The sequence below is a fragment of the Vagococcus fluvialis bH819 genome (genome assembly GCF_900163795.1).
In the GTDB taxonomy this organism is placed as follows: Bacteria; Bacillota; Bacilli; order Lactobacillales; family Vagococcaceae; genus Vagococcus; species Vagococcus fluvialis_A.
The window spans coordinates 157,850-181,315 of record NZ_FWFD01000013.1; the positions used below are offsets into that span (position 1 = coordinate 157,850).

Genomic DNA, 23,466 nt, shown 5'->3' on the forward strand with positions numbered 1-23,466 from the left:
ATGAAAGATAGTTTATTAAAGGAATTACAGCAACATATTACTTCTGATAAAACCTATCTAGGTAATGGTTACTACCGAATCAGAGAATTATCGGACACAGAAGTTGAACTAGCTTTTCTTTTAATGGATCCTTGTGGTGGAAGTGTGGTCAATCCTCAAATTACATTAAAAAAAGAAAATAATAATTGGCAACCAATCCAATTAATTGATTTAGGAGTTACTCCAACAGAAATGTATGAAGTAAGCGAGGAAACAGGCGAAAAAATTCAAGTAAGACTTAATGAATTGATTGGAAAATTTCAACAGGCAATTAGCTCCAAGTAATAGATGACTAGTTAAAATAAAGACTCAGAAAAACAGGAGATGTTGATCTTGTTTTTCTGAGTCCTTTTTTAGGTAAACTGAGCATCATAAAGCTTTTGATATCTACCGGATTTGTTTAATAATGTTTCGTGAGTCCCAATTTCAACAACTTGTCCATCTTCCATGACAATAATTTGATCCGCTTTTTGAATCGTTGACAAACGGTGGGCGATGACTAAAGAGGTTCGATGACTTAATAAAGAATCCAATGAAGCCTGGATATAGCGTTCTGATTCATTATCTAACGAAGCGGTTGCCTCATCTAAGATAAGCAGGGGGGCATTTTTCAAAAAGGTTCTAGCAATGGCAATTCGTTGTTTTTGCCCACCAGAAAGTTTAATGCCTCGCTCTCCAACTTCAGTATGAATGTTATCTGGTAGAGAACTAATAAAATCTGCTAATTTCGCAGCTTTTACGGCATGTTCCACCTCAATTTCTGTTTTTCCTTCTGATCCATAAAGAATGTTTTCTAAAATAGTACCGTCAATAAGCTCAATGTCTTGGGTGACTAGACTAATATGTTGCCTAAGAGAAGTCAAAGTATAGTCTTGAATAGGCTGACTATCAATTAGAATACAACCACTGGTCACATCATATAATCTTTCAATCAGTTTAGTAATTGTTGTTTTTCCTGATCCAGATACGCCAACAAGAGCCGTCATTTTTCCTTGTTTGATTTCAAAAGAAACATTTTTTAAAATAGGTTGTCCGTTTGAATAGCTGAAATTAACTTGATCAAATATAATGCCTTCTTTTATTTGAGATAAGCGCAAAGGTGATTTGGTCTCAATTACAGTTGGCTTTACGTCATAGAGCTCGACAATTCTGTTATAAGAGACTACAGCTTGTTGAAAACGACTGACCATTTGAGTAAATGAGCGAATAGGTGTTTGAAGCATTTTTAAATAGGCTAGATAAGCCACTAATTCACCAATTGTTTGTTTACCTTGTGTTATGGAATATCCTGAGTATAGTAGGACAATTGCCATTCCTAGATAGTTAACTAAATCAATACTTGGAGCAAAAATAGTTTGATAAGACATTGCCTCTATATAATTGTCCTTATTTCTATCATTTAATTCTTTAAATGTTTGGCTTTCGTTTTTTTCGTTAACAAAGGTTTTAATTAATAAAATAGAAGTTAAACTATTTTGTAAATGATTATTGATTTCTGAAGTTGATGCTCTGACTTTGCGAAAGGCTTGCTTAATGTGTTTACTAAAAAATAAATTTAACAGGTAGAGTAGTGGAAAAGTTATGGTAATCAGTAATGTTAAGATGACATCTTGAAACAACATAAATCCGTAAATAAAAATAAATGTGAATAAATTAGAAATTAATTTTAAACTTTGAGGTGAAATTAAATCCTGAAGTGTTTTAACATCACTCGTTAATCGAGTCATTAAGTCTCCAGTTTTAGCATTTTCAAAAAAAGAAAAATCCAGACGTAATAAATGTTGATATAAATCATTGCGTAATTGTGTGATCATGCTTTGACTTAAACGACTCATGATCATAGTTGAAGCATAAGTAAGACAGCTTAGGAAAAAAGCACAAATTAATAATAATCCGACTTGATAACCAATGAGTGACATCGATTTTTGTGGAATGGCCTGATCAATAATCTTTTGAGTAATTTGAGGAATATTGAATTCAAAAAAAGAAATACCTAATAGTAAAATGAAGCTGATAAAAAGTTTCATTTTATCTTCTTTTAATGAGCGAGCTAAAAAACGAAGCATGCTTAAAATATTATCATTTTTATCCATAAAGTTCGCCTCCTTCTAGTAAGAGTTTCTCATTAAAATAACCATATTCTCGTTTCATCAAAAAGTCAATTTAATCCATAAAAAACACTCTTAAAGTTAAGGGTATTTTCTTACTTTAAGAGTGTTTTAGTTTTTAGTTAATTAAAATACTAGACTATTAATTAATTCTTTTCTTGGATTAGGTAAAACAATATGGTTGATAATCATAGCCTCATCCTTAGCGCCTTCAATTCCAGCTTCAACAGCAGCTTTAACAGCATCCACATCACCTGTTATAACAACAAATGATTTTCCAGCAATTCCTGTAGCGAGCTGTAAACTAATTAAATCAACATTAGCTGCCTTTACAGCGAAATCAGCAGCCACAATTGAGCCGGCTGCAGAGTAATACTCAATCGCACCAATGGCTTTTGTATTTTCAGGGATATGAGTCATATTAATCGCACGAATAACTTGTGGATCAATTCTAGGTATGATTAATTTACCAACCACGTGCATTCCACCAATCCTAGCGCCTTCTTCGATAGACTGACTAATAGAGTCAACTCGTCCGGAGATTAAAATATAATATTTACCAGGACAACTTGCTTTGGCAGAAATTAACTCACATTCGGCAGCTTTTAACATATAATCAACTGCTTCAATTCCTTTAGCAATACTATTTAATTCTAAAAAACCTAATGTATCAATTGCCATAACTAAGCCACATCCTTTTTAATTTGAATTAATGAGTCACTTGTACAAATAATCGTACCTGAAATACTGGCATGGATAGGTGCACCTAATTTGCCGTCTTCCATTTCAGCAATTAATTGTCCTTTAATTACTTGGTCACCTTTTTTTACAAGTGGCTGACAAGGAGCACCAATATGCATTTTTAATGGGATAAAGACTTCATCAGGTTCAAATGTAATCAACTGACTTAAATCATTATCAACATATTGTTCTAAGCCCATTTTCAAAAGAATATTTTTAGGTGGTGTTTTTTGATACTCACGCATTGGTTGAGGAATTAATTCTTCACCGTTGTACTCATAACGAATGCCTTTTTCAGCAAGTCGTTGCTTAACATAAATATTAACTTGTCTTGGAGAAAGAGCCATTGGACAAGCAATCACTTCACAAATACCACACTCACAACAAAGAATTGCTTGCTTCCAAACCGGATCATCATCGATATCATCTGGAACATCACTAGTAGCGAGATGTCTCATGACTTGATGGGGATGTAAAGGAATCCCTATCTGAAAACGAGGACATAATTGTGTACATAATCGACACTGGATACATGCAGCTTTTGCTTGGGTAATGATTTGACTCATTTGACGTTCATGTAAAGAGTAGAGATATTCTTTTTCTTCCAAAATAATAATACCAGAAGTTGTTTTTGTGACGACTTGATCATGAAAGTTGTTATGATTGCCAATTTTTCCCATCATTGGTCCACCATTTAAAAAGATAAACTGTTTAAGTGGTGTGCCACCAGCTAATTCAAGACAAGTGGAAAAAGAGGTGCCAATTGGAACAAGAATCATGGTAGGTTTATTAACAGCCCCAGTGATAGTAACTAGTTTTTCAGTTACTGGTTTTTCATGCTCCATTGCTTCATAAATATTTAGCATTGTTGTAATGTTTGAAACGATACAACCAACTTGTAAAGGAATCCCAGTTGGTGGAACAGTCCGTCCAGTGACTTCGAAAACCATAACTTGTTCGTCTCCAGCAGGATAAAAATTTTCCATTTTATGAATGGTGATGGGAGCGTTTTGTTCTGAAATTGCTGCTTCTAAACAGGCAATTTCTTCATGATAATAATTTTTTGTTGCAATGACGATATTTTCACATTCTACAATTTTTCCGACTTCTGTAATGGCTTGGATACATTCTTTGGCAAAATGCTTCATCACATAGTGGTCAGTTTTAAGGAGAGGCTCACATTCAGCGGCATTGATGATGAGATACTCAGCTTTAGCATTTAATTTTTTAGAAGTTGGAAAGCCAGCACCACCAGCACCGACAATTCCAGAATTGTGAATTTTTTCTAATAGCATTTAATCACCTACACTTTTTATTTTTTATGTAGAGGTCGTTGTCACGTTCAATTGTAAGCTCTTAACTTTTTAAAATCAATCTTAATTAATAAAAATGTCTATAACTGAAAATGATAATCATAATCATTTTGTGAAAACTTCTCTAAGGTAGACGCATTATTTAAATTTTGCTATAATGATGACAATAATTAGTACAAATAGGAATGGATTTACGAAGAAGTAAATTCGACTTGCAAAGGCGCAAAAAGATGAAAGTTCTTTTTGCGTCTTTTTTGTTAGGAGGAAAAGCATGAAGGTAGTAGAAAAATATAAGTTACCATCAGGAGTTGAGTTGAAAAACAGACTTTTTTTTGCACCAATTTCAACGATGGAGGATGCCTTAGATGGAAAAATAACAGAAAATGAATTGGCCTTTTTTAGACAAAGAACGGGTAAAGTTGGTGCGATAGTCGTGGCATCAGCTTATGTATCACAAAATGGTCGTGGCTATGGAAATAATATTAGTATCAGCCATGATCGGTTTATTCCAAGTTTAAGTAAAATTGCTCAGACTATCCAAAAAAATGAAACGAAGGCCATTTTACAAATTTATCATGGAGGAGCCAATGCTAAAAGAAGAGATAATACGGATCTTCTTTACTGTGTAAGTCATCAATCAACTTATTTAGAAGGAAGTAATGACTATCATGAATTGACTGAGACGGAGATTCAAAAAAATATTTCTGATTACTCTAAGGCAATTCTAAGAGCAGTAAAAGCAGGTTTTGACGGTGTTGAACTTCACGTTGCTAATTCTTATCTACCTAATCAGTTTTTATTACCAAATTGGAATTTACGGAATGATCAATGGGGTGGGAGTCTTAGAAAAAGAGTGAAATTTACTGAAGAGATTATCAAAGCATCACTCAGGGTTATTCAAGAGAATAAAGAGACACCTTTTGCATTAGGTATTCGTTTTTCACTTGAAGATACGATGTTAATGGAGGATAATGAAAGAGAGAAATCTTTTAAAGAATCATTAGCCATTTTAAAAATCCTTGATCAACTAGGGTTAGACTACATTCATTTGACGAGTTCTGATTGTTTAGCCAAAAAAGAGTTAAATAATAATTCCTTTGATTTGTTAGAAATTATCAAACAAGTAGTAATCAAGACGCCTGTAATTAGCTCTGGAAATTTACTGCAATCAGAATCAGTTGAGCAAGCTTTACAGCATACCGAATTAGCATCAGCATGTAGACCCTTTATTTTTGTTCCGAATTGGGCTGAAAAAATTGTGAATCAAGAAGAAGTTATATTACCAGAAAAATTATTAACTGGAGAAACCAGGCAAACTTACAATATTCCAAGAAACTTATGGCGAGGTATTTTAGAAACACCAGATTGGTATTTATATCGCTAAAGTAGATAAAAAATAGAAATGAAGTTAAGAGGAAATTAAAATGTCAGAAAAAATGAGAGTTATTCAAGAATCAGTACCAGGTCGTCAAATAACCATCGCGCATGTAATCGCTAGTCCAGACCAAAGAGTCTATGAAAAAATAGGCCTTTTTGATTGTGAAAGAGAAGCTTTAGGTATTTTAACTATAACGCCAGGAGAAGCAGCTATTGTCGCAGCAGATGTGGCTTCAAAGGCAGCTGCAGTTAAGGTAGCTTTTATGGATCGATTTAGCGGGACGGTTGTCTTAGCAGGTGATGTGACTGCAGTTGAAGCAAGTATGGAAATGGTCAATCAAACATTGAATGAGTTGTTACACATTTCAAGTACACCTGTTACAAAATCATAAAAAGTAAGTGGGACTAATCATGAAAAAAATTATGTTTATAGGTGCGGTTGGCACAGGAAAAACAACTTTGACCCAAAGAATCCAAGGTCATGATATTACATATCAGAAAACCCAAGCAATTGAAGCAAGTAAGTTTATAGTGGATACACCAGGTGAGTTCGTTCAAAGAAGACAATTTTATAGTGCACTACAAGTAACATCAAGTAGTGTGGATTGTATCGGAATTCTCCAAAGTGTAGATGAAAAATTTAATACTTTTCCACCGGGTTTTGGCTCAATGTTTTCAAAACCGGTTATTGGAATCATTACTAAAATGGATAAAACAGATGATCCAGAGTTAATCAAAAGAGCGGAACAATCGCTAAGAAATTCAGGAGCAAGACAAATTTTTAGAGTGTCTTCTGTTGAGGACGAAGGTATGGAGGAACTCTTAGCTTATTTGGAATATGAGGAGGAATAGGAATGGCTAAAATATATACTAAAACTGGTGACAAAGGTGAAACTAGCATTATAGGTGGCGAAAAGATGGCTAAATGCTCTAACAGAGTAGAAGCATATGGAACGATTGATGAACTTAATTCCTTTATTGGCATTGTTGTCAGTCACATGAAAAATAGCCAAGACGTAAAGAAAGATTTAGCTGAAATTCAACAAATTTTATTTGATTGTGGTACAGATATGGCCACACCTAATAGTACAAAAGGTTATCGAACAGCAAAAGAATCAACAACTTGGTTAGAAGAATGTATTGATAAGTATCTAATCTCACCACCACCAATTACTGAATTTATTATCCCAGGAGGAGATCCAGTAGCAAGTGAACTTCATTTTGCTAGAACGATTGCCCGAAGAGCTGAAAGAATCGTTGTTGCAACAAGTTTAGAAGCAGAAATTAACCCAGAAGTTTTAAAATTTTTAAATCGTCTATCAGATTATTTCTTTGCAGCAGCTCGCTTAATTAATTATCGAGAAAATCGTTCAGATGTTAGTTATCGAAGAAATAGCCAAGTATTTTATAATGATTAATGAATCGGTTACATTTTTACTTCAAAAGTATTGTCACGAGTAGAGTAATATGTTAATATCTACACATAGATTAAAATTTTCCTCTCTAAATGGAACTTTGGTGAAAATCCAAGACGGTCCCGCCACTGTAATAAGCATAATGCTTTAAGTCAGGTCTTTTTAGAAAGTTAAAAATTGGTACTTACTGTTTCGTGGTAGAACAGTGGGAGTTAGAAGACCAAAACGTAACGTATTCTAACATTTAGCCGCTTGTTTTATTGACAGTGCGTACCAATAGTCGATACTGAAAAAAACACAATGAATCGTGTTTTTAATAAAACAGCAGGCAAATGGAGAAACTTACTTCTGGTAGGTTGTAGCACAAAGGGGTGCTATCCTTGCCTTTTTTGTTTTCTAATTAATATAATAGTTGGCAATGATGCTACCGAAAACTCCTTGTTAAGAAGGTATTTTTCTGGTGGTTTTTTTTATTATCGGAGGTGGAAATATGAAACAGATAAAATTTGGAACAGAGATTTATATTGGTAGTGATGCACTAAGCTTCTTGCAAACATTTGAAAATGAACGCTTATGTATCGTAACAGATAAGTTTATGGTTGAATCTGATATCATTAAATATGTAACAAATGAAATCAATGATACCAATACTTATGAAATTTTTACAGATATTGTACCAGATCCAACAATTGAAAACGTCGTGAGTGGTGTTGAAAAATTAGCACAGTTTAAACCAAGCCAAGTGATAGCGTTTGGTGGCGGATCAGCTATTGATGCAGCTAAAGCAATTAAATTAATGGGGATTGAGTTAAACCTGATTAACGCTGCTAAATTAATCATTATTCCAACAACAAGTGGGACAGGCTCAGAAGTGACTAATTTCTCAGTAATTACTAACAAAAAAGAAAATTTGAAGTACCCTTTAGTGGATGAGAGACTTCAACCGGATGTGGCAATACTAGATCCGCGCCTAGTAAAAACAGCTCCCCCAGTGATTACAGCAGATACTGGTATGGATGTCTTAACACATGCTCTAGAAGCTTATGTTTCCACAGAAGCGACTGTTTTCTCAGATGCTTTAGCAGAAAAAGCTGTAGAATTGATTTTCGATTACTTAGTCCGAGCTTATAAAAATGGTGACGATTTGGAAGCTAGAGAGCAAGTTCATTATGCGTCATGTTTGGCAGGACTTGCGTTTAATCAAGCCTCATTAGGTTTATGCCATGGAATTGCTCATACAATTGGTGGAAAATTGCATCTAGCTCACGGTCGAATCAATGGCGTGTTATTACCGTCAATTGTTCAATACAATGGTAATGAAAGTCAAAGAGCGTTAGAAAGATATGCTCATTTAGCCAAAAAACAAGGGCTGTCTAATTCAAAAGGTAAAATGGGTGTTAGAAACTTAATAAACGAAATTGTTGATTTGAGATCTAAGCTAAATATGCCTAGTAACTTTATTGAAGCAGGACTTACAAAAGAAGATATTGCACCAATTATAGGTCAAGTGAGTGAGCAAGCATTATTGGACCCAACAACTAAAACAAATCCAAAAGCACCAACAGCAGAAGATGTTAGAAAGATTGTAACAAATTTATTTTGATAATTAGGTGATTTTGGGGGTATAATACTTTTATAGAGAGAAGTAAAAGTAGAAAGGATGAGCGGCTTGGAAGAAAAACAACGATTGATTCAAGAATATGTTCCGGGTAAACAGATAACGATGGCTCATATTATCGCTAATCCAACTCAAGATAGTTATGATAAGCTAGGTTTGGCTAATGAAGGCTACAGCTCAATTGGTATTTTAACCATTTCACCAAGCGAGGCTACCATTATAGCAGTTGATTGTGCTTTAAAATCAGGAGATGTTGAGATTGGTTTTATCGATCGATTTAGTGGAACGGTTATTCTAACAGGAGATTTGTCTTCAATGGAATCCGCGTTCTCTGATACTCTTAGATTTTTAGAAGAAACTTTAGATTTTGCTAGTACTGTTGTCACCAAAACATAGATGTTTTGATAAAAGTAAAATGATAAAAGCTAGGAGTGAAGCTCGTGAAAGGAAAAATTATCATTGTCGATGATGAACCTCTTACAAGAGTAGACTTAAGAGACATGTTAGAAATAGAAAACTATGATGTTGTCGGTGAGGCTGCAGATGGTTTTGAGGCAATTGAATTAGCGAAGAAATATCGCCCTGATTTAATTATTATGGATGTTCAAATGCCTTTACTTGATGGCTTAAGTGCTGGGAAAAAAATTATGACAGAAAGATTAGCTAGCTCCATATTAATGTTAACTGCCTACAGCGATGTCAATAATCGTCAAAAAGCAATGGCATTTGGTGCAGCCGGATATCTAGTAAAACCGCTAGATGAAAAGTCATTTATACCGATGGTTGAGATGGCTATCACTAAGGGAAATCAAGTTGAAAGACTTGAAAAAAATGTCGATAAACTATCTGAAAAATTAGAACAGCGTAAGTTGATTGAAAAAGCTAAAGGTATTTTGATGGCCAAGCAATCACTTAGTGAAGAAGATGCGTATCAACAAATACGTAAATTAAGTATGGATAAAAGATGTCCAATGATCGATGTAGCAGAGATGCTTGTGCTAGCTAATGATTGAATCAAGAATTCGTGAATTAAGCCAAAAATACTCTAGTCTAAGCGAATCAGATATTGATGAGTTAATCAAAGAAGCCAATCGAATTGAAGAAACGATGAAATATCGTGAAGAGGATGTTTTTATTGATATATTGTCTGATGTAACGGATGAAGCGGTCGTTGTCTACCATCGCAAACCATGTGTAAACGAGTCAATATACAGTGAAGATGTTGTTGGAAAAATCGCAAAAAGACTTAATGAACCTGGGGTATATCGTACCTTTGAAACAGCTCTAATCACAGAAGGACTTCTTGCAAAGACGCAAGAGAATCATTGGATTAGACAAAAAGTTTTTCCTTTACGTAATAATAAAGAAACAATTGGTGTTCTGATCGTAGAATTTCCAGTCAAGGAAATCAGAGGTGAGACTATCACTGAAAATTCTCAAAAAAGTCTGGGATGTGTAGATGCTAGTACATTGTTTTACAAATCATTAATGGATAATTTAGATGAAGCTATTTTGATATTTGACGCGAATGGTTATCTAGAGATGAATAATGAAGTAGCTAATAGCTATTATTTTCACTTTGGTTATATGGAAAAAATAATTGGACTTCATTATGATAATTTATCCTTAGATACCTCTACTTTTGAACAACTAATTTATTTAAAGGGAACAGATAAATGGAATAGTATTTCAAAAAAAGAGATAGTTTTTGGTAGTTCACATTTTCAAATGAAACGATTTTTTGATGAAAAATCCGGCATGTTCACAATGATTTTACACGATAAGACAGAAATTTATAACCGTGAAGTTGAAATTGTGGAAAAATCAGTGGCGATTAAAGAAATTCATCACCGAGTAAAAAATAACTTACAAAGTGTTGTATCACTTTTGAGGATTCAATCAAGAAGATCGGATAATCAAGAAGTTGTTAAGGTACTTAGAGAGAGTGAGTACCGAATATTAGCTATTGCTGCGACTCATGAGTTACTGTCAAAAAAAATTGATAATGATATCAGTTTAGCAGAAGTATTAGACGTAACTATTTCTAATTGTTATCGTGCATTTTTAGACAACAAAAAAGTGATTATTGAAAAAAAAATTGACCCAAGTGTTATTCTAGATAGTGATAAGACGGTAACTGTGGCACTGATAACAAATGAGTTATTACAAAATAGTTTTGAACATGGTTTTCTAACAGAAAATAAAACAAATAAAATTAAAGTTGAAGTTACTCGATTGGGTGACAATATGGTGTCTGTATCTGTGAAAGATAATGGTGTAGGATATCATACTGGTACTAATAATAAAAGTAGCTTAGGACTAAAAATTGTCACAAGTTATGTCAAAGATAAATTAAGAGGTAAGTTAAAAATTGTTTCTAGCCATGCTGGAACTTCAACTTACTTTAGTTTTAAAATTTAATATACTTTAAACAATGTTGTTTGGAGATAAAGCAAAGGTGCTTAAGATAATTCTAATTTAATTAGGGTTATTTTGAGCACTTTTAGTTTATAAAAAAATATAGGGAGGAGGAATAAAGTGTCAGAAGAAATAGTATTAAGTGTTGGGATTGATTTAGGGACGTCAACGACGCAAATGATCATTTCAAAACTGTATATCAAGAATATGGCATCTTCATTTACAATTCCAAGAATTACCATCACGGATAAAGAAGTCGTCTTTAAAAGTGATATTATGTTCACTCCTATTTTAGAAAATAATTTAATAGATGCTAAAGCAATTGAAAAATTTGTTAAAACTCAGTATGAACGAGCCAATATAAGTAAAGATGACATTCAAATTGGTGCTGTTATCATAACTGGAGAAACAGCCAGAAAAGAGAATTCGAGCAATGTTCTACAAGCATTGAGTGGTTATGCTGGTGATTTTGTAGTCGCAACTGCTGGTCCTGATTTAGAAAGTATTATTGCAGGACGAGGTGCTGGCGCCCAAACGTATTCAAAAGAGAAACACACAACTGTAGTCAATTTAGATATTGGTGGCGGTACAACAAATTTAGCCCTGTTTTATGATGATGAAGTTTTTGATACTGGATGTTTAGATATTGGTGGACGTTTAATCAAAGTCAATAAACAAACACAAGAAATCCAGTATATTGCCCCAAAAATTAAAGAAATTATATCCAAAGAAAAATTAGGTATAACAGTTGGCCAAAAGACATCACCAGAAAAATTACAACCGATTATTAAAATAATGGTGAATGTATTAGAGAACAGTGTTGATATTGGAACCAAAAGCCCATACTATGACAGGATTATTACTAACAAAGGGTTATCCTTTGGTCGAAAAATAGAATCTATTTCATTTTCTGGAGGAGTTGCAGATTGCATCACGAAAGAAAAATTACAGGATCCATTTAGATATGGAGATATTGGCTTACTACTGGGACAAGAAATAGCAAATTCAGTTCTTATGACTGAATTTGAGGTAATCGAATCTGTTGAAACAATTAGAGCGACTGTTGTTGGTGCAGGGTCACATACAGCTGACATAAGTGGTAGCACGATTACTTATAAGAAAGAGATTCTACCAATTAAAAACATGCCTATTTTGAAACTTTCTAGTCAGGATGAAAAAGGTCAAAAATCCGATATAGCTGATTCTATTAGGCAGAAAATGAAATGGTATCAGCTAGAAAATGAATTCCAAACAATCGCATTAGGAATTGAAGGAGAACAAAATCCAACATTCCAAAGAGTGTTAGATTATGCAGAAGCGATTGTTGAAGGTTTAGATGCAATTATTCAAAGACGAGAACCACTTGTTATAAGTGTTCAACAAGATATGGCTAAAGCGCTAGGACAATGTTTATTCAGTACTTTGCCAAAGGATTATCCTTTTGTTTGTATTGATAGCGTCAAAGTTGAAAACGGTGATTATATTGATATCGGAATGCCTGTAGCTAATGGAAATGTGTTACCAGTAGTAGTAAAAACATTGATTTTTAATTAGTTCAAAAGAACTAAATGAAATAAATAGTTAAATGAGGAGGAAATTAAAAGATGATTTTAAAAACTAGACTTTTTGGCAAGACGTATGCATTTAACTCAGTTAAAGAAGTGCTTGCTAAAGCTAATGAAGTAAAATCAGGAGATACCTTAGCGAGAGTAGCGGCTGGTTCTGCTGAAGAAAGAGTAGCAGCTAAGGTTGTTTTAGCTCAATTACAATTAAAAGATTTATTCAATAACCCTGTGGTACCTTATGAAGATGATGAGGTGACACGTATTATCATCGATGATGTAAACAAGAGAATGTACGAGCAAATTAAACATTGGACAGTAGAAGAACTAAGAGAATATATTTTAGATTTCAAAACAAACGATTATGAAATTAAACAAATCGCTCGTGGATTGACTTCAGAAATGGTTGCTGCGGTAACAAAATTAATGTCAAATATGGATTTGGTTTATGCAGCACAAAAAATTGTTGTTATCAAAACTGCTAACACAACAATCGGTGAACCTGGTCGTTTGTCGGCTCGTTTACAACCAAATCATACAACAGATGATATTGATGGTATTACAGCGTCGTTATTAGAAGGTTTGTCATATGGTATTGGAGATGCAGTATTAGGACTTAATCCAGTTGATGATTCAACTGAAAGTGTTGTTCGTATCTTAAATAAATTTGAAGAAATAAAAAATGAATGGGAAATCCCAACACAAACTTGTGTACTAGCTCATGTTAAAACACAAATGGAAGCTATGCGAAAAGGTGCACCTACAGGCCTGGTTTTCCAATCAATTGCAGGTTCTCAAAAAGGAAATACAGCCTTTGGTTTTGATGCTAATGACTTAGCAGAAGCAAAAGCTTTAGCATTAGAAACAGGAGCCGTAGCTGGGCCAAATGTGATGTATTTTGAAACGGGTCAAGGATCTGAACTATCATCAGACGCTCATTACGGAGCCGATCAAGTAACAATGGAAGCTCGTTGTTATGGATTTGCAAAACGTTATGATCCGTTTATCGTAAATACTGTAGTAGGATTCATTGGACCTGAGTATCTATATGACTCTAAACAAGTTATCAGAGCTGGTTTAGAAGATCATTTTATGGGTAAACTTTCAGGTATCTCAATGGGCTGTGACGTATGTTACACCAACCATATGAAAGCTGACCAAAATGATGCAGAAAACTTAGCAGTTCTTTTAAATCAAGCAAATGTTAACTTCATTATGGGAATTCCTCATGCTGATGATATTATGTTAAATTATCAAACAACAGGTTACCATGAAACAGCAACATTACGTCATTTAATGAACAAACGTCCAACACGTGAATTTGAAACTTGGATGGAAAAAATGGGACTTATGGAAGATGGTCGTCTTACAGAAATCGCTGGTGACGCATCAATTTTCTTGAAAAAGTAAAGGAGGTCAAACAATACAATGGTAGATGAAAAAAATCTAAAAGCACTAATTGAAACAATTTTGGCTGAAATGTCAGGTCAAGAAGGTCAAACAACGACAGAAGAAGTTGTTTCTAGTGTTCAAAGTCAATTATCACAAGAATCTTCAGATGTTGAAGAGGGATGTATTCCAGATATTACCGAAGTCGATATTAGAAAACAATTTTTAGTACCAAACGCACATGATGAAGAAGGGTACTTGAGAATGAAGTCATTCACGCCAGCTCGTCTTGGATTATGGCGCTCAGGTCCACGTTATAAAACACAATCAATGTTACGTTTTAGAGCAGACCATGCAGCCGCTCAAGATGCAGTGTTCTCTGATGTGTCAGAAGACTTAGTTAAAGAAATGGGATTTGTTTCGGTTATTACTAAATGCCAAGATAAAGATGAGTACGTAACTCGTCCGGATTTAGGCCGTCAATTTGACGCTGAAAATCAAGAAATCATCAAAAGCAATACAACTAAAGGCGCTAAAGTTCAAATCGTTATAGGTGATGGCTTAAGTTCAGCAGCTGTTGAAGCGAATGTAAAAGAAATTTTACCATCAATCAAACAAGGGTTGAAAATGTTTAACCTTGATTTTGATACACCTGTTTTTGTTAAATACTCACGTGTTGGGGCAATGGATGAAATTGGTGAATTAACGGATGCTGACTGTGTTTGTATGTTGATTGGTGAAAGACCTGGATTAGTAACAGCAGAATCAATGAGTGCTTATTTAGCTTATAAGCCAACTATAGGCATGCCTGAAGCAAGACGTACAGTCATTTCAAACATTCATAGAGGTGGAACGCCAGCCGTTGAAGCTGGGGCGTATATTGCTGAAATTATTAAAAATATTGTAGATAAGAAAAAATCAGGTATTGATTTAAAAGAATCAGAATAACCTTTTAAAACAAACGAGGAGGAAATGTTAATGATTAATGATTCATTAGGAGCTAACGTATTAAGCTCGAAAATTATTTCTAATATTGATCCAGGACTAGCAAAAGCATTAAACTTGGATCCAGTTAAACATCGTAGTTTAGGTTTAGTTACTGGAGATTGTGATGATGTCACTTATGTTGCATTAGATGAAGCAACAAAAAAAGCAATGGTTGATGTTGTCTATGCTCGCAGTCTTTACGCTGGTGCGGGAAGTGCTAGCACAAAACTTGCTGGTGAGGTTATTGGAATTATTGCCGGACCTAATCCTGCTGAAGTTAAAAGCGGCCTAGATGTTGTTGTTTATGAAATTGAAAATAGCCCAGGATTTGTAAGTGCTAATGAGGATGATAGTATTCCTTACTACGCTCATTTAGTATCTCGTACTGGAACTCATTTATCTAAAGAAGCAGGTATCAAAGAAGGTGAATCTTTGGCTTACTTAATAGCTCCACCGATTGAAGCCATGTATGCTTTAGATGCAGCAATTAAAGCAGCAGACGTTGAAGTAGCAGCCTTTTATGGGCCACCATCTGAAACAAACTTCGCAGGTGGGTTATTGACAGGTAGTCAATCAGCCTGTCAAGCAGCTTGTGATGCTTTTGCTCAAGCAGTTCAATCAGTAGCGGCTAATCCAAAATCATATTAAGCGTTTAATTAATAATAAAGGGAGGTAGCCACTTTGAAAATAGAATCACTAGGTTTAATTGAAGTTAAAGGATTTTTAGGTGCAATCGCAGCAGCGGATGCTGCTTTAAAAACAGCAGATGTAGCACTTTTAAATGCAGAAGTAATTAAAGGTGGACAAACAACAATTCAGTTAGCTGGAGATGTAGCAGCAGTAAAAGTTGCTGTAGAAGCAGGTAGTTTATCAGCAGAAAGTTTAAATTGTTTAATCTCTAGCCATGTTATACCAAGAATGGCAGAAGATACAGCTAAAATGGTAATGGCAAGCATTGAAGAAAAAAAACAAAAAAATAAAGTTGAAAAAGAACTTGTTGAAGCTGTCGTTGTAGAAGAAGTTGTTCTTAAAGAAGAACCTAAAGTGGTAACGACAACTGCTAAAAAAATACCTAAAATTGATTTGAAAAAATCAGAAAATACATCAAAAGATACAAAAACAACAAAACCAAAAAAGAAATAAGGAGGGAATAAATTTTGGTAAACGTAATAGATAAAGATTTAGTATCAATTCAAGAAGTACGTAATCTCCTTAAAGATGCGACAGAAGCGCAAAAAGAATTAGCTACTTTTTCACAAGAAAAGATAGATAATATCTGTAAAGCAATGACAATGGCAGCATATGATAATCGAGTGAAATTAGCTAAAATGGCCAATGAAGAAACCGGCTTTGGTATTTGGCAAGACAAAGTAGTTAAAAATTCATTCGCTTCTAAAGCTGTTTGGGAAAACATGAAAGACATGAAAACAGTTGGCGTGATTAATGAAGATAAAATGAATAAAGTCATGGACATTGCAGTTCCAGTAGGAGTTGTTGCAGGTTTAATTCCATCAACTAACCCAACATCAACTGTAATCTACAAAGCACTTATTTCATTAAAAGCAGGTAATAGTATCGTCTTTTCACCACACCCAACTGCTCTAAAATGTATTACTGAAACAGTAGATATTATTAGAAATGCAGCTGTAAGAGAAGGCTGTCCAGCCGGTGCAATTAGTGTGATGACAACACCAACTATGCAAGGTACTGCTGAATTAATGAAACATGATTTAACTAAACTGATCTTAGCAACAGGTGGGTCAGCAATGGTTAAAGCAGCGTATTCATCAGGAACACCTGCAATCGGTGTTGGACCAGGTAATGGCCCTGCTTTTATCGAAAAAACAGCTAATATTCCTTTAGCAGTTAAACACATTATGGATTCAAAAACATTTGATAATGGTACAATTTGTGCTTCTGAACAATCAGTTGTTGTTGAAGAAGTAAGTAAACAAGCAGTGATGAATGAATTCAAAAAACAAGGAGCTTACTTCTTAACTAAAGAAGAAGCTGCTCAATTAGAAAAATTCATCATGCGCGCTAATGGCACAATGAATCCACAGATTGTAGGGAAATCGATTGATACAATCAGTAAATTAACTGGTTTAACTTTCCCACAAGGGACACGTGTCTTAATTGCTGAAGAAAATAGAGTGGGAATGAAAGTTCCATATTCTAGAGAAAAATTAGCACCAATTTTAGCTTTTTATACAACAAAAGACTGGGAAGATGCTTGTCAGTTATGTATTGAAATCTTAACTAATGAAGGTGCAGGACACACAATGGTGATCCATACCGAAGATGATAACGTTGTAAGAGAATTTGGCTTGAAAAAACCTGTCTCTCGTTTATTAGTTAATACTCCAGGAACTTTAGGCGGTATTGGCGCATCAACAAATATTAATCCAGCTTTAACATTAGGTTGTGGTGCTGTAGGTGGAAGTTCAACTTCAGACAATATCAGCCCAGAAAACTTATTCAACTTAAGAAAAGTCGCTTACGGAGTTCGTGAATTAGATGAATTACGTGGTGAGGATCTTAATCTAGTTGATAGTAAAGTTGAAACATGTTCAACTACAGATTCAAAAGATGAACTAATCAACAAGATTGTGGCAGCAGTGCTAGAAAAACTTTAAATTTGGTTTTAATTATATTAAAATAAATTATACATAAAATATTAGGAGGAACATTATTATGAACGCAAACGCATTAGGAATGATCGAAACAAAAGGTTTAGTAGGAGCTATTGAAGCAGCAGACGCAATGGTGAAAGCAGCTAACGTAACATTGATTGGTAAAGAACAAGTAGGTGGCGGATTAGTAACAGTTATGGTTCGTGGTGACGTAGGTGCTGTTAAAGCAGCAACTGACGCTGGAGCAGCAGCAGCTGAACGTGTAGGAGAATTATTATCAGTTCACGTAATTCCTCGTCCACATTCAGAAGTTGACGAAATTTTACCAAAAATGGGTTAATTCTTTAACTTAAAATAAGAAAAAAATAAAGAGTCTGAAGGGTATATGTCTATATGAATATACCCTTTTCTCAAAGAGAAGGGTGTGTTATCGTGGCCGTTTTAACTGAATCTGACGTTCGAAATAGATTAAAAAAAGAACGTCTAACGGAAATGATAATAACAAAAGGAACCATTGTAACGCCTTCAGCTAAAAGTTTTTTGAATGATAAGGGAATATCTGTAGTCTTTGAATCAGAAGAAATAAAAATAGACGAATCGGTTGAAAGAGAATCAGCTAAAAAAATTGAAGTGAAAGAAACTGATATAGTTAATGAGCCAAGTTTTATATTGAAAAAAAATAGAATTCAGTGGTCATTATTAAAAGTAGAATTTATTAAGTTTCAACAAAATTTAACAGAAGAAAAAGCAGTTGATTTCCAAGATTCTTTAAGCTTGATTTTAAAAATAATAGATGATGTCATATTAGGCATTGGTCAAACAAACTGGATTAATACCGGCTATTTATCTTGTGAAGAGCAGACAAAAGAGCTTGAAGTTTCCGTTGAAATGAGTGACTATCAGTTGGATTTATATCGGTTAATGTTACTCTGTGAAGATGCTTGTTGTGAGTTAGTAGAGTCTTATAGGGATCGTTTTGGTATTTGTACAAGAGAAGATTTACTTGAACTAGAAGTAAAATTCCCTCTATTTATTAAGTCATTAATATAGTCATCTTTTATTCTAAATGAAGGAGGTTATAAAACAGTGGAAATAACAAATGAGAATATTGATGAAATAATTAAAGAAGTTGTCTCAAGATTACAGCCTAAACGTGATTTTGAAGTGGAAGCAAGTGGTCGTCACGTCCATTTATCTCGCAAAGATATTGATACATTATTTGGAAAAGGCTATCAATTAACTAAATTAAAAGATCTTTCTCAGCCAGGTCAATTTGCGTGTAAGGAACGAATTAATTTAGTTGGTCCCAAAGGTGTATTAAAAAATGTTGTCATTTTAGGACCTGAACGAAAAGAGTCTCAAGCTGAAATATCAGGAACAGATGCCTTAACATTGGGTGTGAAAGTACCTGTTAGAGAAAGTGGCGATATTGTCGGAACACCAGGAATTTTATTAATGAGTGGTATGACAAGTCTACAATTATCTAAAGGATTAATTATTGCTAAACGTCACGTCCATTTAACTGAGGAAGATGCTTGGCGCTTTAAAGTGAAACAAGGTGAAATCGTTCAAGTTAAGATTGATGGTGAGCGACCACTTATTTTCGACGATGTGGTAATCCGTGTTAGTCCTAAGTTTGCAACATATATGCATATTGATTATGATGAAGCCAATGCTTGTGGCTTTAAAAAAGGGACTAGAGGAACGATCATCAAGAAATTAGGTAATTGGAATGGATAATTTCGAAGAATTAGTACAGATTGTGACACAAAAAGTGTTAGAAGCTTTAGGGAAAGAAAGTGGCATTTATCAGGATACTTCTAATAGATTAGGTGTATATGGTGAAAAAACAGCCGATTTGGCACAATTTTTTAAAGACACTGACTACTCTGGTGATAAATTAGATGGTTCATCTCAAGGGGTGGTTGTTTCACAATTATCTTTAGAAAGTTTAATGAGAATATCGGAAATGTTACCTTCAACTGAAGGAGAAAAGCACATATTTGAAGCATTAATGACTAAGAAAAAAGTTTATGTTCTAAATAGTGGTAAAGAATATACGTCACTTATGAAGAAAAGTCCTTATAGTGCCAAAGCACATGTTTTAAAAGCTGAAAATCAGTGGGAAAAATATGGGGCTGAGTTTATCAATGTTAAAGCGAATGTGTCTAAAAACAAGACAACATCCAGAGTATGGACAAAAGAATTATTACAAAAAGAAATGAATCAAGGTATTACAGAATGGACAGTAACAGAGTCAACGATTGTAACTCCTTTAGCAAAAGATTTTATTAGAGAAAAACAATTAAAGCTTAATTATGTAAGAGAAGAGGAATAATCATGTTAATTGGAACAGTATCAGGGAGTCTATGGGCAACTCGAAAAAATGAACATTTAAATGGTTTAAAATTTTTATTAGTGGACATTGAAGAAACGTCTCAAGAAACGCCTAAAAGAACAATCGTAGCAGCTGATAATGAAGGTGCTGGATTTGGAGACGTGGTTTTGGTGACAACAGGTGGTTCTGCTAGAGTAGCACTGGGCTCTTCTGAAGTTCCGGTTGATGCAACGATTGTTGGTATTATTGATTCTGTTGAAAGAAATCAATAATATTATTATAAGTAAAAAAGGATATTAGGAGGTAGCAATCAATGAGTATTAATGAAATTATTATGTATATTATCGCTTTCTTTATGGTTGTAGGTGGAATTGATTATATTTTAGGTAATAAATTTAATTTAGGTAATCAATTTGAAGAAGGTATTATGGCAATGGGGTCTCTTACGTTATCAATGGTAGGGATTATCACACTTGCCCCAATTTTAGCCAATATATTAAAACCAATTGTTGTTCCAATTTATACAGCTTTAGGAGCAGATCCAGCAATGTTTGCAACAACTCTTTTGGCAAATGATATGGGTGGTTATACATTAGCAATGGAAATGGCTCAAACACCGGAAGCTGGTCTTTTTGCAGGAACAATTCTAGGAGCTATGATGGGTCCTACGATTGTATTTACAATTCCAGTTGCATTAGGAATTATCAAAAAAGAAGATCAAAAATATTTAGCAACAGGTGTTTTATCAGGAATGGTAACTATTCCGATTGGTGCATTTGTTGGCGGTTTAGTAGCAGGATTTGACGTTATGATGATTATTAAAAATTTAATTCCAATCGTTATCGTAGCAGCGTTAGTTATGGTGGGATTACTATTAATTCCAGATGGCATGATTAAAGGCTTTACTTATTTTGGTAAAGGCGTTGTTGTTATTGCTATTATTGGTTTAATTTTAGGTGCTTTACAACAACTAGTTGGAATTACAGTAATTGAAGGAATTGCGCCAGTCTCTGAAGGGATTGAAGTAGTTGGTGGTATTGCTCTAACATTAGCAGGAGCGTTTGTATTAGTTCAAGTGATTACTCGAGTATTTAAGAAACCATTATTAGGCTTAGGTAAAATCTTAGGCATGAATGAAACATCAGCAGCTGGTTTAGTAGCAACTTTAGCTAACAATATCGCTATGTTCCAAACAATGAAAGACATGGACGAACGTGGAAAAATTATTAACGTTGCCTTTGCAGTATCAGCTTCATTTGTTTTAGGAGACCACTTAGGCTTTACAGCAGGAGTAGAAAAAGCAATGATTTTCCCAATGATCGTTGGAAAATTAGTTGGTGGTATTACTGCAATTTTAGTGGCAATTTTTGTTGCTAATAAAACAATGAAAAAAGCAGAATCAGTTAAAGAGGTGGCATAATCATGGATGATAATCAAAAAAGTATTATTGAAAATGTTGTTCGCCAAGTGCTAATGGAAAAAATGAGCGGATTGTCTCAATTAACAAAAACAGTAGATCCGAGTGGTGTTTTATCTGTAAAATTACCTCTTCTAGAAGTGGATGAAAATGATCGACTAGATACAGGTGTTGCAGGAGATGTTGTTTATTGCAAAGATTTAGTTACTTTAGAAGAAAGTCCTCGTCTAGGCTGTGGATTAATGGTTATGAAGGACACAACATTTGATTGGACTCTTGAGTATGATGAAGTAGATTACATTATTGAAGGAACATTAACTGTCATTGTTGATGGTCGAAGAATTAGTGCGGGACCAGGAGAAATTATATTTGTTCCTAAGAGTAGCAGCATTCAATTCTCAGTAGAAGGTGATGCTCGATTTGTTTATGTCACTTATCCAGCAGACTGGGCGTCACAATAATTTTTTAGGAGGATATTATGGTTGATTTAAAGCAAGTGAATAACATATTACAAGAATTTAATGAAATCGTAAATACTAAAAAATGTCGTTCTTTTGCGAAGGATGAACAATTGAAGGTAGGAGTCGATTTAGGAACTTCTTCCATCGTTTTAGCTATTCTAGATGAAAGCAATAAACCAATCTATGGTAGTTTTGAATACGCTGAAGTTGTTCGTGACGGGCTTGTGGTAAATTATATAGAAGCTGTTCAAATCGTCTCTAAATTAGTTAAAGAAGCAGAAGAAATCCTTGGAGTAGAATTAACTGATGCTGCAACAGCAGTACCACCAGGAACTTTAGGTAATGACTATAAAGTTGTTTCTAATGTATTAGAATCTGCAGGTTTAAATGTAACGACTATTGTTGATGAACCATCAGCAGCAGCTCGTTTATTAGAACTAGAAAAAGGTGCTGTAATTGATGTTGGTGGTGGAACGACAGGGATTAGTATTATTGAAGATTACACCGTAGTTAAGACGATTGATGAGCCGACTGGAGGCACTCATATGTCTTTAGTTTTAGCTGGTTATCATAAAATATCTGTTCCAGAAGCTGAATTAATAAAACGTGATAAAGAACAAGAACAAGAAACCTTTATGATTATTAAACCAGTTATTGATAAAATGGCAAACATTACAAAACAGTTTCTTGAGGCGTATCCAATAGAACCGTTATTTGTGGTTGGGGGAGCTAGTTATTTTGAAGATTTTGCTAAGGTATTTTCTAAGTATCTTGGAAAAGATGTGGCAAGACCAGATTATCCTCAATTTGTAACACCTTTAGGAATTGCTATTGCAAGTGTAAAAGAGTAAAAAAGGCGTGAATATCATGATTTCAGAGGTAAATAAATTATTAAAATCTGATTTAAATGAATGTATGGAAACTTTTAGAGAATCGTCGTTAAATCAAGCATATGATGGACAAGTTCTAGACTGGATAAAAACTGGATTACAGCGTAATGAATTATGGGGGGCTAAAACCAGTTCAGGAGAAATTGTCGCAATCATGTGGGTTGAAGAAAATGGCTTTTTTCATGAATACCCATACCTTGCATTAATTTGTGTTAAAAACACTTATCAAGGTCAAGGTATAGGCACATTTTTATTAACTATTTATGAAGCGATTGCTAGATCATTAGGTAAGAAAAAAATAACGCTTATGGTTGGTGATTTCAATATAAATGCTAAAAAGTTGTATGAACGTATGGGTTACAAAGAAGTTGGTAAAGTAGAAGCAGCATACATGCCTGAAATAGCAGAATATATTATGTTAAAAGAATTAGCTGATTAAAACTAATCATGATTAATTAAGTTCAAATTAGTGAATGATTAAACTTTCACAATATAGTCAAAAGCTATTGAAAATGAGGCACAGGTGTTATATTATTAAAAATGAAGCAATAATGACAATTTAATAAAAACATTCTAGTGATGGGAAATGAGGTGTGACTCCTCAACAGACCCTTTCTACTGTAATGCGGACGAAATTCTTAATAAACCACTGTCGAAAGATTTGGAAGGTGAGAAAAGTAGGAAGAGGCTAAGTCAGGATATCCAAGCTAAGATGAGAAAAAATAATTCTATCGGGAAGTTGTTTTTTTTGGTCTGTTAG

27 protein-coding genes and 2 riboswitches are annotated in these 23,466 nt (G+C 34.2%); of the genes, 24 read left to right on the top strand and 3 right to left on the bottom strand.

Going from position 1 to position 23,466, the window contains the following annotated elements:
- Complete coding sequence (locus tag FM121_RS08980) at positions 1-324, top strand: hypothetical protein (RefSeq protein WP_086951819.1); 324 nt, start codon at positions 1-3, stop codon at positions 322-324.
- A 68-nt stretch (positions 325-392) separates the two neighbouring features.
- Here the strand turns inward: FM121_RS08980 and FM121_RS08985 are convergent, their stop codons facing one another.
- The 3 genes from FM121_RS08985 to FM121_RS08995 all read right to left on the bottom strand — a co-directional run bounded on the left by FM121_RS08985 (position 393) and on the right by FM121_RS08995 (position 4,183).
- Positions 393-2,132: an ABC transporter ATP-binding protein gene (locus tag FM121_RS08985; protein ID WP_086951820.1), complete on the bottom strand. Its 1,740-nt coding sequence runs from the start codon at positions 2,130-2,132 to the stop codon at positions 393-395.
- A gap of 141 nt (positions 2,133-2,273) precedes the next feature.
- Positions 2,274-2,828, bottom strand: a complete 555-nt coding sequence (locus FM121_RS08990) for a BMC domain-containing protein (protein WP_086951821.1) — start codon at positions 2,826-2,828, stop codon at positions 2,274-2,276.
- A 2-nt stretch (positions 2,829-2,830) separates the two neighbouring features.
- Positions 2,831-4,183 carry a 4Fe-4S dicluster domain-containing protein gene (locus FM121_RS08995; protein ID WP_086951822.1) on the bottom strand — a complete coding sequence of 451 codons (1,353 nt, stop codon included), beginning with the start codon at positions 4,181-4,183 and terminating at the stop codon, positions 2,831-2,833.
- A 289-nt stretch (positions 4,184-4,472) separates the two neighbouring features.
- On the opposite strand from FM121_RS08995, the gene FM121_RS09000 reads away from it, so the two are divergent.
- The 23 genes from FM121_RS09000 to FM121_RS09110 all read left to right on the top strand — a co-directional run bounded on the left by FM121_RS09000 (position 4,473) and on the right by FM121_RS09110 (position 23,145).
- A complete protein-coding gene (locus tag FM121_RS09000; protein ID WP_086951823.1) occupies positions 4,473-5,585 on the top strand; it encodes an oxidoreductase in 1,113 nt (370 codons plus the stop codon).
- A gap of 40 nt (positions 5,586-5,625) precedes the next feature.
- Positions 5,626-5,970 (top strand): BMC domain-containing protein, encoded by a 345-nt coding sequence (locus tag FM121_RS09005; protein WP_086951824.1) that lies wholly within the window; start codon positions 5,626-5,628, stop codon positions 5,968-5,970.
- A gap of 19 nt (positions 5,971-5,989) precedes the next feature.
- Complete coding sequence (locus FM121_RS09010; RefSeq protein ID WP_086951825.1) at positions 5,990-6,430, top strand: EutP/PduV family microcompartment system protein; 441 nt, start codon at positions 5,990-5,992, stop codon at positions 6,428-6,430.
- Between the two features lie 2 nt (positions 6,431-6,432).
- Entirely contained in the window at positions 6,433-6,996 is a 564-nt protein-coding gene (locus FM121_RS09015) for a cob(I)yrinic acid a,c-diamide adenosyltransferase (protein ID WP_086951826.1), read from the top strand.
- Positions 6,997-7,060: 64 nt separating this feature from the next.
- A riboswitch (adenosylcobalamin (AdoCbl) riboswitch) is annotated at positions 7,061-7,209 on the top strand.
- 274 nt (positions 7,210-7,483) lie between these two features.
- Positions 7,484-8,596 carry a 1-propanol dehydrogenase PduQ gene (locus FM121_RS09020; protein ID WP_086951827.1) on the top strand — a complete coding sequence of 371 codons (1,113 nt, stop codon included), beginning with the start codon at positions 7,484-7,486 and terminating at the stop codon, positions 8,594-8,596.
- Between the two features lie 66 nt (positions 8,597-8,662).
- On the top strand, positions 8,663-9,007 hold the full coding sequence (locus FM121_RS09025; RefSeq protein WP_296746054.1) for a BMC domain-containing protein: 345 nt from the start codon (positions 8,663-8,665) through the stop codon (positions 9,005-9,007).
- A 44-nt stretch (positions 9,008-9,051) separates the two neighbouring features.
- Positions 9,052-9,624, top strand: coding sequence for an ANTAR domain-containing response regulator (locus tag FM121_RS09030; protein WP_086951829.1), 573 nt, complete (start codon positions 9,052-9,054; stop codon positions 9,622-9,624).
- On the top strand, positions 9,617-11,032 hold the full coding sequence (locus FM121_RS09035; RefSeq protein ID WP_086951830.1) for a sensor histidine kinase: 1,416 nt from the start codon (positions 9,617-9,619) through the stop codon (positions 11,030-11,032). The genes FM121_RS09030 and FM121_RS09035 overlap by 8 nt, the downstream gene beginning before the upstream one ends.
- Before the next feature lie 117 nt (positions 11,033-11,149).
- Positions 11,150-12,583, top strand: a complete 1,434-nt coding sequence (eutA, locus tag FM121_RS09040; RefSeq protein WP_218778630.1) for an ethanolamine ammonia-lyase reactivating factor EutA — start codon at positions 11,150-11,152, stop codon at positions 12,581-12,583.
- A 50-nt stretch (positions 12,584-12,633) separates the two neighbouring features.
- Complete coding sequence (locus FM121_RS09045; protein WP_086951831.1) at positions 12,634-14,001, top strand: ethanolamine ammonia-lyase subunit EutB; 1,368 nt, start codon at positions 12,634-12,636, stop codon at positions 13,999-14,001.
- Between the two features lie 18 nt (positions 14,002-14,019).
- Positions 14,020-14,928, top strand: coding sequence for an ethanolamine ammonia-lyase subunit EutC (gene eutC, locus FM121_RS09050; protein ID WP_086951832.1), 909 nt, complete (start codon positions 14,020-14,022; stop codon positions 14,926-14,928).
- Positions 14,929-14,958: 30 nt separating this feature from the next.
- The gene (eutL, locus tag FM121_RS09055) at positions 14,959-15,615 is read left to right on the top strand and encodes an ethanolamine utilization microcompartment protein EutL (RefSeq protein WP_086951833.1); all 657 of its coding nucleotides are present in this window, start codon (positions 14,959-14,961) and stop codon (positions 15,613-15,615) included.
- A gap of 33 nt (positions 15,616-15,648) precedes the next feature.
- Positions 15,649-16,110 carry a BMC domain-containing protein gene (locus FM121_RS14770; RefSeq protein ID WP_218778631.1) on the top strand — a complete coding sequence of 154 codons (462 nt, stop codon included), beginning with the start codon at positions 15,649-15,651 and terminating at the stop codon, positions 16,108-16,110.
- Between the two features lie 14 nt (positions 16,111-16,124).
- A complete protein-coding gene (locus FM121_RS09065; protein ID WP_086951834.1) occupies positions 16,125-17,603 on the top strand; it encodes an acetaldehyde dehydrogenase (acetylating) in 1,479 nt (492 codons plus the stop codon).
- 58 nt (positions 17,604-17,661) lie between these two features.
- On the top strand, positions 17,662-17,940 hold the full coding sequence (gene eutM, locus FM121_RS09070; RefSeq protein WP_218778632.1) for an ethanolamine utilization microcompartment protein EutM: 279 nt from the start codon (positions 17,662-17,664) through the stop codon (positions 17,938-17,940).
- 53 nt (positions 17,941-17,993) lie between these two features.
- Positions 17,994-18,650, top strand: a complete 657-nt coding sequence (locus FM121_RS09075; protein ID WP_143597075.1) for a hypothetical protein — start codon at positions 17,994-17,996, stop codon at positions 18,648-18,650.
- Between the two features lie 57 nt (positions 18,651-18,707).
- Positions 18,708-19,340: an ethanolamine utilization phosphate acetyltransferase EutD gene (eutD, locus tag FM121_RS09080; protein WP_373385078.1), complete on the top strand. Its 633-nt coding sequence runs from the start codon at positions 18,708-18,710 to the stop codon at positions 19,338-19,340.
- Positions 19,333-19,938, top strand: coding sequence for a hypothetical protein (locus tag FM121_RS09085; protein WP_086951837.1), 606 nt, complete (start codon positions 19,333-19,335; stop codon positions 19,936-19,938). The genes eutD and FM121_RS09085 overlap by 8 nt, the downstream gene beginning before the upstream one ends.
- Positions 19,939-19,940: 2 nt before the next feature.
- On the top strand, positions 19,941-20,210 hold the full coding sequence (locus tag FM121_RS09090; RefSeq protein WP_086951838.1) for a EutN/CcmL family microcompartment protein: 270 nt from the start codon (positions 19,941-19,943) through the stop codon (positions 20,208-20,210).
- Between the two features lie 41 nt (positions 20,211-20,251).
- Positions 20,252-21,358 (top strand): ethanolamine utilization protein EutH, encoded by a 1,107-nt coding sequence (gene eutH / locus FM121_RS09095; protein WP_086951839.1) that lies wholly within the window; start codon positions 20,252-20,254, stop codon positions 21,356-21,358.
- 2 nt (positions 21,359-21,360) lie between these two features.
- Positions 21,361-21,816 (top strand): cupin domain-containing protein, encoded by a 456-nt coding sequence (locus FM121_RS09100; RefSeq protein WP_086951840.1) that lies wholly within the window; start codon positions 21,361-21,363, stop codon positions 21,814-21,816.
- Between the two features lie 17 nt (positions 21,817-21,833).
- Positions 21,834-22,667 carry an ethanolamine utilization protein EutJ gene (gene eutJ, locus FM121_RS09105; protein ID WP_086951841.1) on the top strand — a complete coding sequence of 278 codons (834 nt, stop codon included), beginning with the start codon at positions 21,834-21,836 and terminating at the stop codon, positions 22,665-22,667.
- Positions 22,668-22,683: 16 nt separating this feature from the next.
- Entirely contained in the window at positions 22,684-23,145 is a 462-nt protein-coding gene (locus tag FM121_RS09110; RefSeq protein WP_086951842.1) for a GNAT family N-acetyltransferase, read from the top strand.
- Positions 23,146-23,251: 106 nt separating this feature from the next.
- Positions 23,252-23,430: riboswitch (cobalamin riboswitch) on the top strand.
- Positions 23,431-23,466: the final 36 nt, after the last annotated feature.

Coding starts and splice junctions, on each gene's coding strand:
- FM121_RS08980 (WP_086951819.1), top strand. CDS start 1: ATGAAAGATAGTTTATTAAAGGAATTACAGCAACATATTACTTCTGAT.
- FM121_RS08985 (WP_086951820.1), bottom strand. CDS start 2,132: ATGGATAAAAATGATAATATTTTAAGCATGCTTCGTTTTTTAGCTCGC.
- FM121_RS08990 (WP_086951821.1), bottom strand. CDS start 2,828: ATGGCAATTGATACATTAGGTTTTTTAGAATTAAATAGTATTGCTAAA.
- FM121_RS08995 (WP_086951822.1), bottom strand. CDS start 4,183: ATGCTATTAGAAAAAATTCACAATTCTGGAATTGTCGGTGCTGGTGGT.
- FM121_RS09000 (WP_086951823.1), top strand. CDS start 4,473: ATGAAGGTAGTAGAAAAATATAAGTTACCATCAGGAGTTGAGTTGAAA.
- FM121_RS09005 (WP_086951824.1), top strand. CDS start 5,626: ATGTCAGAAAAAATGAGAGTTATTCAAGAATCAGTACCAGGTCGTCAA.
- FM121_RS09010 (WP_086951825.1), top strand. CDS start 5,990: ATGAAAAAAATTATGTTTATAGGTGCGGTTGGCACAGGAAAAACAACT.
- FM121_RS09015 (WP_086951826.1), top strand. CDS start 6,433: ATGGCTAAAATATATACTAAAACTGGTGACAAAGGTGAAACTAGCATT.
- FM121_RS09020 (WP_086951827.1), top strand. CDS start 7,484: ATGAAACAGATAAAATTTGGAACAGAGATTTATATTGGTAGTGATGCA.
- FM121_RS09035 (WP_086951830.1), top strand. CDS start 9,617: ATGATTGAATCAAGAATTCGTGAATTAAGCCAAAAATACTCTAGTCTA.
- FM121_RS09045 (WP_086951831.1), top strand. CDS start 12,634: ATGATTTTAAAAACTAGACTTTTTGGCAAGACGTATGCATTTAACTCA.
- eutC (WP_086951832.1), top strand. CDS start 14,020: ATGGTAGATGAAAAAAATCTAAAAGCACTAATTGAAACAATTTTGGCT.
- eutL (WP_086951833.1), top strand. CDS start 14,959: ATGATTAATGATTCATTAGGAGCTAACGTATTAAGCTCGAAAATTATT.
- eutM (WP_218778632.1), top strand. CDS start 17,662: ATGAACGCAAACGCATTAGGAATGATCGAAACAAAAGGTTTAGTAGGA.
- FM121_RS09075 (WP_143597075.1), top strand. CDS start 17,994: ATGAATATACCCTTTTCTCAAAGAGAAGGGTGTGTTATCGTGGCCGTT.
- FM121_RS09085 (WP_086951837.1), top strand. CDS start 19,333: ATGGATAATTTCGAAGAATTAGTACAGATTGTGACACAAAAAGTGTTA.
- FM121_RS09090 (WP_086951838.1), top strand. CDS start 19,941: ATGTTAATTGGAACAGTATCAGGGAGTCTATGGGCAACTCGAAAAAAT.
- eutH (WP_086951839.1), top strand. CDS start 20,252: ATGAGTATTAATGAAATTATTATGTATATTATCGCTTTCTTTATGGTT.
- FM121_RS09100 (WP_086951840.1), top strand. CDS start 21,361: ATGGATGATAATCAAAAAAGTATTATTGAAAATGTTGTTCGCCAAGTG.
- eutJ (WP_086951841.1), top strand. CDS start 21,834: ATGGTTGATTTAAAGCAAGTGAATAACATATTACAAGAATTTAATGAA.
- FM121_RS09110 (WP_086951842.1), top strand. CDS start 22,684: ATGATTTCAGAGGTAAATAAATTATTAAAATCTGATTTAAATGAATGT.